Origin of the sequence: Actinoplanes sp. NPDC048791, assembly GCF_040650095.1 — a bacterium.
Taxonomy (GTDB): Bacteria; Actinomycetota; Actinomycetes; order Mycobacteriales; family Micromonosporaceae; genus Actinoplanes.
On the sequence record NZ_JBEZGQ010000373.1, the window covers coordinates 1 to 7,424 of the forward strand.

Below are 7,424 nucleotides of genomic sequence, written 5' to 3' on the forward strand. Positions count from 1 at the left end.
GCCGGTCAGCTCGTACGAGGCGATCTCCTTGCGGATGCCCACCTTCGGGGCCCGCACCATGCGCAGACCCGGCAGCGCGAACAGCTTGGTCAGGAAGATGTCCGTCTCCTGAATGGCGATGTACGCCCCCGGGCAGCGGTGCGGCCCGTCGCCGAACGACAGCCCCGCGTCGCCCACCCCGTCGCCCAGCGACCGGCCCGGGCAGACCGCACCCGGGTCGGCACCCACCGCCGCCGGATCCATGTTGGCCGCCGCCACGCCGATGTCGACCCGCGCCCCCGCGGGGATGGTCGCGTCGCCCGTCCGCAGCTCCGCCGTGGTCCAGCGGGCCAGATTGGCCACCACCGGCTCCAGGCGCAGGATCTCGTGCAGGATCGCCACCCGCTGCTTCTCGTCCCCCTGGGTGTACGCCGCGCGCAGCTCGTCATCGGTGAACAAATGCCAGGCCACCAGGGTGATGAACTCACGGGTGGTGATCATGCCGGCCGCCGCGAAGGTGACGCATTCGCCGAGGATCTCGCCGCTGGAGCAACCCTCGCTCAGCAGATGGCTGATCAGGTCGTCGCGGCTGCGCTCCTTGCGGGACCTGATCGCCGGGCGGACGTCCCGCCAGAAGAACAGCGCCATGTTGGCGTTGGAACGGATCTCCTTCCAGGACCTGATCAGGCGGTTCGGGCTCTCCTTCTCCTCGAAGAAGCGGTCCAGCCGGCGGGCCATGCCCGGGCCGCTCTCGGTCAGCCCGATCACCTCGGCGGCCACCGCCACCGCCAGCCGGAAGGACAACTGCGAGAGATCCGCGGTGCCGCGGCGGCGCAGCGTCTCGCACTGCTCCTCGGCCAGGCGGTCCATCAGGGACGCGTACGCCGTCTCGACGCGTCTCGGGGTGAAGTACTTCGCGGTCTGGCGGCGGTGCTCGCGGTGCTCGGGGCCGTCGCGGTAGAGGACGGGCATGCGCATCCGGCCCTCGAGCTTGACGGCGTTCTCCACGCCGAAACCGGCCTGCCGGGTCTCGGTGCTGCGCAGCACCGACCGGGCGCCGGCGAAGTCCTGGACGTGCCAGACCTCGTCGGCACCGGCGTGGACGGGGCAGCCGGGGGCCAGGTCCCCTCGTGCGATCTTGCGTGCGGACTCGACCGGGGTCTCAGCTGACATGCATCGATTCTCGTCGCTGCCAGGCTCACGGGAAAGGCCCCACCCGGGATCGGGTGAGGCCTTTCTCGCGATGTGGAGCTGGATCAGAAGACCGAGACGCCGTACACGCTCAGCGGCTCCGTCACCGGCTGGAAGTACGTGGTGCCGCCGCTGGAGCAGTTGCCACTGCCACCCGAGGTGAGGCCCAGCGCGGTGGTGCCGGAGTAGAGCGAGCCGCCGCTGTCACCCGGCTGGGCGCAGACGGTGGTCCGGATCAGCCCGGAGACCGAGCCCTCGGCGTAGTTGACCGTGCTGTTCAGCGCGGTGACCCGGCCCGAGTGGATGCCGGTCGTGCTGCCGCGGCGGTAGACCGTCGCGCCGACGGCCGGGGTGCCGGCCGACGTGATGTCCTGCGAGCCGACCGCGCCCGACTTGGCGATCGTGGTGTTGGTGTAGCGCACGATGCCGTAGTCGTTGCCCGGGAAGCTGGTGCCGGCCCGGGTGCCGAGCGTCGTCGAGCCGTTCGTCCAGGTCGTCGCGATGTTGGTGCAGTGACCGGCGGTCAGGAAGTAGTTCGTGCTGCCACTGCGGACGTTGAAGCCCAGCGAGCACCGGCTGCCGCCGGCGTAGATCGCGTCGCCGCCGGAGATGGTCGGCTGGAGCTTGCCGGGCACCGACTCGAGGGTGGCCTTGTCGCCGAGCTTGGCCACGACGGCCTTGACGGCGGCGAGCTTGGCCCCGGTGACCGTCTCGTCGGCGGTCACCACGATCTTGTTGCTGACCGGGTCCAGGCCGAACGAGGTGCCGGGCGTCTTGAGCTCGGCCTTCAGGGCGGAGTCGGCGGCGGCCATCGCGGCGCCGCTGTGGGCGACGTAGCGGGGGGTCGCGCCGGCGGCGGACACCGACTTGGCGGTGGCGGCGTCGGTCACGTTGACCACGAGCTTGCCGGCCGAGTCGACGTAGGAGCCGGCGGCGGCCGTGCCGAACTGGGTGTCCAGCTTGGTGGCGAGCGCGGAGGGGGCGAAGGACGGGTCGGCGGCGGGGCCGGTCGGGGCGGCGGACGCGGGTGACGCGAACGCGCTACCCACCAGCAGCACGGCGGCCAGGCCGACGATCGGTCGGCCGAGCTTCGAGCCGGGGTTACGCACAGGTTCCTCCCAGGGGGACGGGGGGTACGCCGGGTCTCCGGTGTACCGGTGCCTCCCTGAGTATTGAGCTGTTTCGATGTGGACTCAAGGTCGGTCATTGTTTCCACAGTGTGAAGTAGACACCCGTCAAACCGCCCCTGGGCTGCGGAAACAGCCTCGTCATATCACCAGGCTATGCCCGTTTCGGGATGCCGCCGGGCCGGTCCGCGAGCTACGCGGCGGCCGGGACCGCGGCCGCGATGCGCATCCCGGCGCGCAGATCGGTGACCAGCCGCCGGGCCTGGGCCCGGATCTCCGGGACCGCGGTGGTCTCCCAGCGCGCGCCCCGGCGCAGCGGCCCGATGACCCAGAGCCGGTCGTGCGCCCGGCCGTCCGCCCCGACCAGCCGCCCCGCCTCGTCGATGTCGAGACCGAGGCCGTGCGGGCCCACCCGGGCCAGCCCGGCGGCCAGCAGACCACCGACCAACGGGCCGGCCGAACCCGGAAGCCGCCCGGGACCGGCACAGTTGACCACCGCGGCGAAGTCCGCCAGACCCGGCCACGCCGCAACCCCACCGGACCGGATCTCCAGCAGACCGGCCTCGCGCAGCTCCACCACCCGGGCCGCCACCACCGGCGCCATCCGGTGCCGGTGACACTCCCACGGGCGAGCCAGATGCCGCAGGAAGGCGTCCTGCTCGCCCGGCGTCAACGCGGTCCACAGCTGATCAAGCAGGGGACGCAACCCGTCCACGACCGGCCGCCAGTCCCCCGCCTCACCGGCGGCGGCGCGCACGGCGCGGACCACGTCACGCAGCGTGGCGCAGACATCGAGCGACGGCACAGTCGGCGGAATCGCATCCGCCGTATGCGTCAGCGGCAGCAACCCGCGCCGGCTGACCGCGACCACGGGAGCAGTCCGGCGCCCGTCGGCGGTGAGAGTCAATGCCACGTCGACGGCGGTGAGCCCGGTACCGATCAACAGCACCGGCCGGTCGGCGGGCAGCGCATCGAGCACGCCGGGGCGCCACGGGTCGGTCACGTACCGGGGGTGGTCGATCTGCTGGCGGGCGGCGGCCGGGCCACCGGTGGCCAGCACCACGTGGTCGGCGTGCACGGCGCCGCCGTTGTCCAGCACGACGGTGCCGTCCGGGGCCAGCGCGGCCACCCGGGCCCGGTGCACCCGCAGCCGGCCGGGGTGGGCGCGGTCCACCTCGTCGAGCACCGAACGCAGGTAGCGCCCGTACTCGGCCCGGGGACGGAAGGCGGCGGCGGTGGTGCCGGCCCAGCGGACGAAGTGCTCCGGGTCGTCCGGGTCGGCGCTCATCGCCCCGGCCCGCGAGTTCAGCAGGTGCCACGGTCGGGCTTCGCCGTAGGCGACCCCGCCGCCGGGCTCACCGGGCTCGATCAGCACCACGTCGTCATCGCCGCCGCGCAGAAGCTCGCGGGTCACCAGGACCCCCGAACACCCTCCCCCGACCACTGCCACCACACGCCCCATGAGGCCCCCTATCTCCTATCAACACGATAGGCAAAACAGGTTTTCAGCGCCAGTGGCGCGCCGGGGCGGAACCGCCTTGACGAGGACATCCGGGACAGAGAGGTCGCCGATACGCCCGATCTCAGCCGGCAGGACCGACAGAAACGCCGGCGTGGCGGCCGCTCGGGGGTGCGCCGCGCCGGCGGAAACAGAGGACCAGGCCGGGTCAGACGTCGGCGATCATGATGCGCGCGGCGCCGTCGGCGAGCCGAAAGTCCGCCATCAGGCCGGCCCGGACGTAGTCGACGGTGATGCGCGCGGCGCTGGCGTGACCACCGTGCCCCGCCCGGCCCAGGTCCTTGACCAGCCCGCCCAGCCCGAGGCCTCGACCAGCCACCCGGCCCGTCGCGAGCAGCCTGCCCAGCCCAGGGTCTCGACCAACCAGCCCGGGGTCTCGAGCAGCCCGCCCCGTCCCCGGGTCCACCAACCCGCCAGCCTGCGGTCCTAACCAGCTCGCCAGCCGGGACGTCGACCAACCCGCCCGCCCGCGGTTTCAGCCAGCCCACGCAGTCCACGGTCTCGAACAACCGACTCCGGCCCACGGTCCCCACCAGCCCGCCCAGCTCGCGGCCTCGACCGGCACGAGCTGCTCCAGCCCGCGGCAGGCCGGGCGGCGGTGTTCAAGGCCACGCCCAACTAGTTGGCGAGCGCGTTGCCAGCGTGCGGGAAGTCGTCGACCGGATCGGGCTACCCGTCCGCGATCGCGGACCGCACGTCCCCGACCAAGCGGAAGCCGAAGCCGACTGGGCCGAATGTTGCCAACCAGGCAAAGCCGGACCAGGCAAAGCCGGACCAGGCGACACGTCCGCGAAACGCGGCGCACATCGCCGACCAGACGGAAGCCGAAGGCGAAAACCGAAGGCCGGGTCAGGCGTCAGCGATCGTGATGCGGGCTTCGTCGGCCAGCCGATACCCGACCCCGTAGACCGTGGTCACGATCTCCGGGTCGCCGAGCTTGGTCCGCAGCCTGCTCACGTGCACATCCACCGTGCGGACCGTCGTGTGCGTGTGCCCCCAGACGTGCCCCAAAAGCTGGTTGCGGCTGAACACCTGGCGGGGGTGCCGGGACAGGAAGAGCAGCAGTTCGTACTCGAGCCGGCTCAGGTCGAGCCGGCGGCCGTCCTGGACGACCGTGCGGGCGCGGGTGTCGAGCTGCAGGCCGGGGACCGCCTCGGCCAGGGGCGGCGGCGTCCCGGCCGGGCCGAGGTCGATGTCCGCGCCGGGCCCGGCAGCGGCGACCAGGTCGCGCAGTGCCGACAGGACCCGTTCGCTCTCCTCCGAGCCGGGCCGGCCCAGGGTGATCGTGACGGTGACCGAGGAGTCGGGGGTGGCGATCGAGCGCAGCCGGGTGGCGCGTGGGCGGCCGGTCCGGCGGACCGGGGCGGGGCGGGCGAGAGGCAGATTGGCGACGGCGAGTACGGACATGATTTTGCCCCTTTGCGGAGGGTGTGGCGGCCGGCCGGGTCTCGGCCGGCGCCTGAACAATACTTTTCCCATGTGTGGGATAGGTTTATAGACGCGGAACGGCGTCGAGGGATCATTCCTTCGGGCTACCGCGGCTCTCGCACCGCGCGGTCGCGGCGGGGCACAGGGATCGCCGGTCGATCAGTGAAGGCGACAGCGTGCGCTCGCGCATCGGAGGAGATCGATGGCGAGGCGGGACGTGAGTCTTACGTCGCGCAACTGCATGGTGACCATCCTTCACGCTCGGTGGCGGCGGGTCAAAACAAATCCAGGATGCGGGAGTGGTCAATTCAGTGACGGTCGGCACATTGTCATTCAGGCGGCCACCGGTAATGCGGCGGTGTCCCGTCGTGCTATTTCTGCGCGAACGGCGGGAATGAGCTCGCGGCCGTAGTCGATAGCGTCGTCCAGCGGGTCGTAACCGCGGATCAGGAAGGTCGTCACGCCGAGCTCGTGGTAGTCGAGCAGGGCCTGGGCGACCGTGTCCGGCGTGCCGACCAGGGCGGTGGAGTTGCCCGCCGCACCACTGGCCCGTGCGGTCGCCGTCCACAGTGCCCGGTCGTGCCGGTCCTGGGTCGCCGCCGCCGCGAGCAACCGCTGCGAGCCCACGTTGGCCGGCCCTCGGCCGGCGTCGCCGAAGAAGCGGGACGGGCTGATCCGGTCCAGGATCGCGTGAGCCCGCTCCCAGGCCAGCTCCTCGGTCGCGCCGAGGATGGGCCGGAACGAGACCGAGAAGCGCGGCGCGGGCTGTCCCGCCACCACGGCCGCGGCCCGTACGGCGGCGATCTGCTCGGCGATCTGGGCCAGCGGCTCACCCCAGAACATGTACGTCTGCGCATGCTTCACGCCCGTCGCGTACGCGGCCGGCGACGAGCCCGAGAAGTACAGCGGGATGGTGCCGTGGACCGGCCGGACCTGGGAGACGAAGTCCTCGAAGCGGTAGAACCGGCCCTCGTGCGAGAACGGCGTCTCGGCCGTCCACGCCCGGCGCAGGATCGACAGGTACTCGTCGGTGCGGGCGTACCGGTCGTCCTTGGCCAGGTAGTCGCCGTCGCGGCGCTGTTCCACGTCGTGGCCGCCGGTGATGATGTTGAGCGTCACCCGGCCGCCGGTGAAATGGTCCAGCGTGGCGAAGGTGCGCGCGGCCAGCGTCGGGGCGACGAAGCCGGGCCGGTGCGCGACCATGAACCGCAGCGTCTCGGTGTGCGCCGCCGCGTACGCCGCCAGCTGCGCCCCGTCCGGGTACGCCGAGCTGTAGCCGATCAGCACCTGGTCGAAGCCGGAGTCCTCGTGGGCGCGGGCGATCCGGCCCGCGTAGCCGGGGTCGATGAAGGGCACCGTGGCCGGGCTGCTCTCGGAGCCGTCCTGGGTGGCGATGAGGCCGATGAATTCGACGGGCATGACGTCTCTCCCTCTCAGGAACCGGGCTTGAGCGAGGGCAGGTTGACGACGATGGCCTCCTGCGTGGTCCGCGCGATCACCACGACCGCCTCGTTGTCGGGGTCCGGGTTCTCCTCGCGGTGCGGCACCCACGGCGGGACGAAGATGTAGTCGCCCGGCTTGGTCTCGATCCGCGTCTCGGCGCCTTCCTCGGCCGAGTAGAAGACGAAGACCGGGTTGCCGCGCACCACGTAGATCGCCGTCTCGGACTCGCCGTGGTGGTGGTTGTCGCTGGCCGTCGCCGCGGAGACGTGGGTCTCGCCCATCCACAGGTCCTTGCTGCCCACGGTCTTGCCGCTGATCGCCTCGACCCGGGTCATCCCCTTGGTCTGGGCGGTGTCGCCGGACAGCCCGACCGGCGCGACGTGGTGCAGCCTCTGGTGGAAATCGTCGGTCACTGATGCTCCAGGGGTGGCTCGTAGGCACGGACCGGCGGTGTCGGTCCGTCGTGGCGGGAGATCTCGACGCGGGCCTGCTGGCCGGTGCAGCCCTGCGCCAGCCGGGAGGTGCCCACGTCGCGGGTCAGCACGTTGGGGTTTCCGTGGACGCAGGTGGCCACGTCGGGCGCGGACGGGTCGAACCAGGCGCCGGTGGAGAGCTGGGCGACCCCGGGCGCGCACGCGTCGGACAGCCGCGAGCCGGCCAGCACGCTGCCGAGGTCGTTGTGGACCCGTACGACGTCGCCGTCGGCGATGCCCCGCGCCGCCGCGTCGGCGGGGTGC

8 protein-coding genes are annotated in these 7,424 nt (G+C 72.0%); all 8 read right to left on the reverse strand.

Annotated elements, in window-relative coordinates:
• Nucleotides 1–1,152: cytochrome P450 (locus AB0C29_RS24780; protein ID WP_360824401.1), on the reverse strand; the 1,152-nt coding region annotated here is incomplete at its 3' end.
• 83 nt (nt 1,153–1,235) lie between these two features.
• Nucleotides 1,236–2,279 carry a S1 family peptidase gene (locus AB0C29_RS24785; protein ID WP_360824404.1) on the reverse strand — a complete coding sequence of 348 codons (1,044 nt, stop codon included), beginning with the start codon at nt 2,277–2,279 and terminating at the stop codon, nt 1,236–1,238.
• 211 nt (nt 2,280–2,490) lie between these two features.
• A complete protein-coding gene (locus tag AB0C29_RS24790) occupies nt 2,491–3,759 on the reverse strand; it encodes an FAD/NAD(P)-binding protein (protein WP_360824406.1) in 1,269 nt (422 codons plus the stop codon).
• A gap of 205 nt (nt 3,760–3,964) precedes the next feature.
• Nucleotides 3,965–4,135 carry a hypothetical protein gene (locus AB0C29_RS24795; RefSeq protein ID WP_360824409.1) on the reverse strand — a complete coding sequence of 57 codons (171 nt, stop codon included), beginning with the start codon at nt 4,133–4,135 and terminating at the stop codon, nt 3,965–3,967.
• A 530-nt stretch (nt 4,136–4,665) separates the two neighbouring features.
• Nucleotides 4,666–5,223, reverse strand: a complete 558-nt coding sequence (locus tag AB0C29_RS24800) for a winged helix-turn-helix domain-containing protein (protein WP_360824412.1) — start codon at nt 5,221–5,223, stop codon at nt 4,666–4,668.
• A gap of 354 nt (nt 5,224–5,577) precedes the next feature.
• Nucleotides 5,578–6,663: an LLM class flavin-dependent oxidoreductase gene (locus AB0C29_RS24805; RefSeq protein WP_360824415.1), complete on the reverse strand. Its 1,086-nt coding sequence runs from the start codon at nt 6,661–6,663 to the stop codon at nt 5,578–5,580.
• 14 nt (nt 6,664–6,677) lie between these two features.
• Nucleotides 6,678–7,100: a cupin domain-containing protein gene (locus tag AB0C29_RS24810; protein WP_360824418.1), complete on the reverse strand. Its 423-nt coding sequence runs from the start codon at nt 7,098–7,100 to the stop codon at nt 6,678–6,680.
• On the reverse strand, nt 7,097–7,424 hold a 328-nt coding region (locus AB0C29_RS24815), incomplete at its 5' end, for a molybdopterin dinucleotide binding domain-containing protein (protein WP_360824421.1). The genes AB0C29_RS24815 and AB0C29_RS24810, both read right to left, overlap by 4 nt.

Coding starts and splice junctions, on each gene's coding strand:
- AB0C29_RS24790 (WP_360824406.1), bottom strand. CDS start 3,759: ATGGGGCGTGTGGTGGCAGTGGTCGGGGGAGGGTGTTCGGGGGTCCTG.
- AB0C29_RS24800 (WP_360824412.1), bottom strand. CDS start 5,223: ATGTCCGTACTCGCCGTCGCCAATCTGCCTCTCGCCCGCCCCGCCCCG.
- AB0C29_RS24805 (WP_360824415.1), bottom strand. CDS start 6,663: ATGCCCGTCGAATTCATCGGCCTCATCGCCACCCAGGACGGCTCCGAG.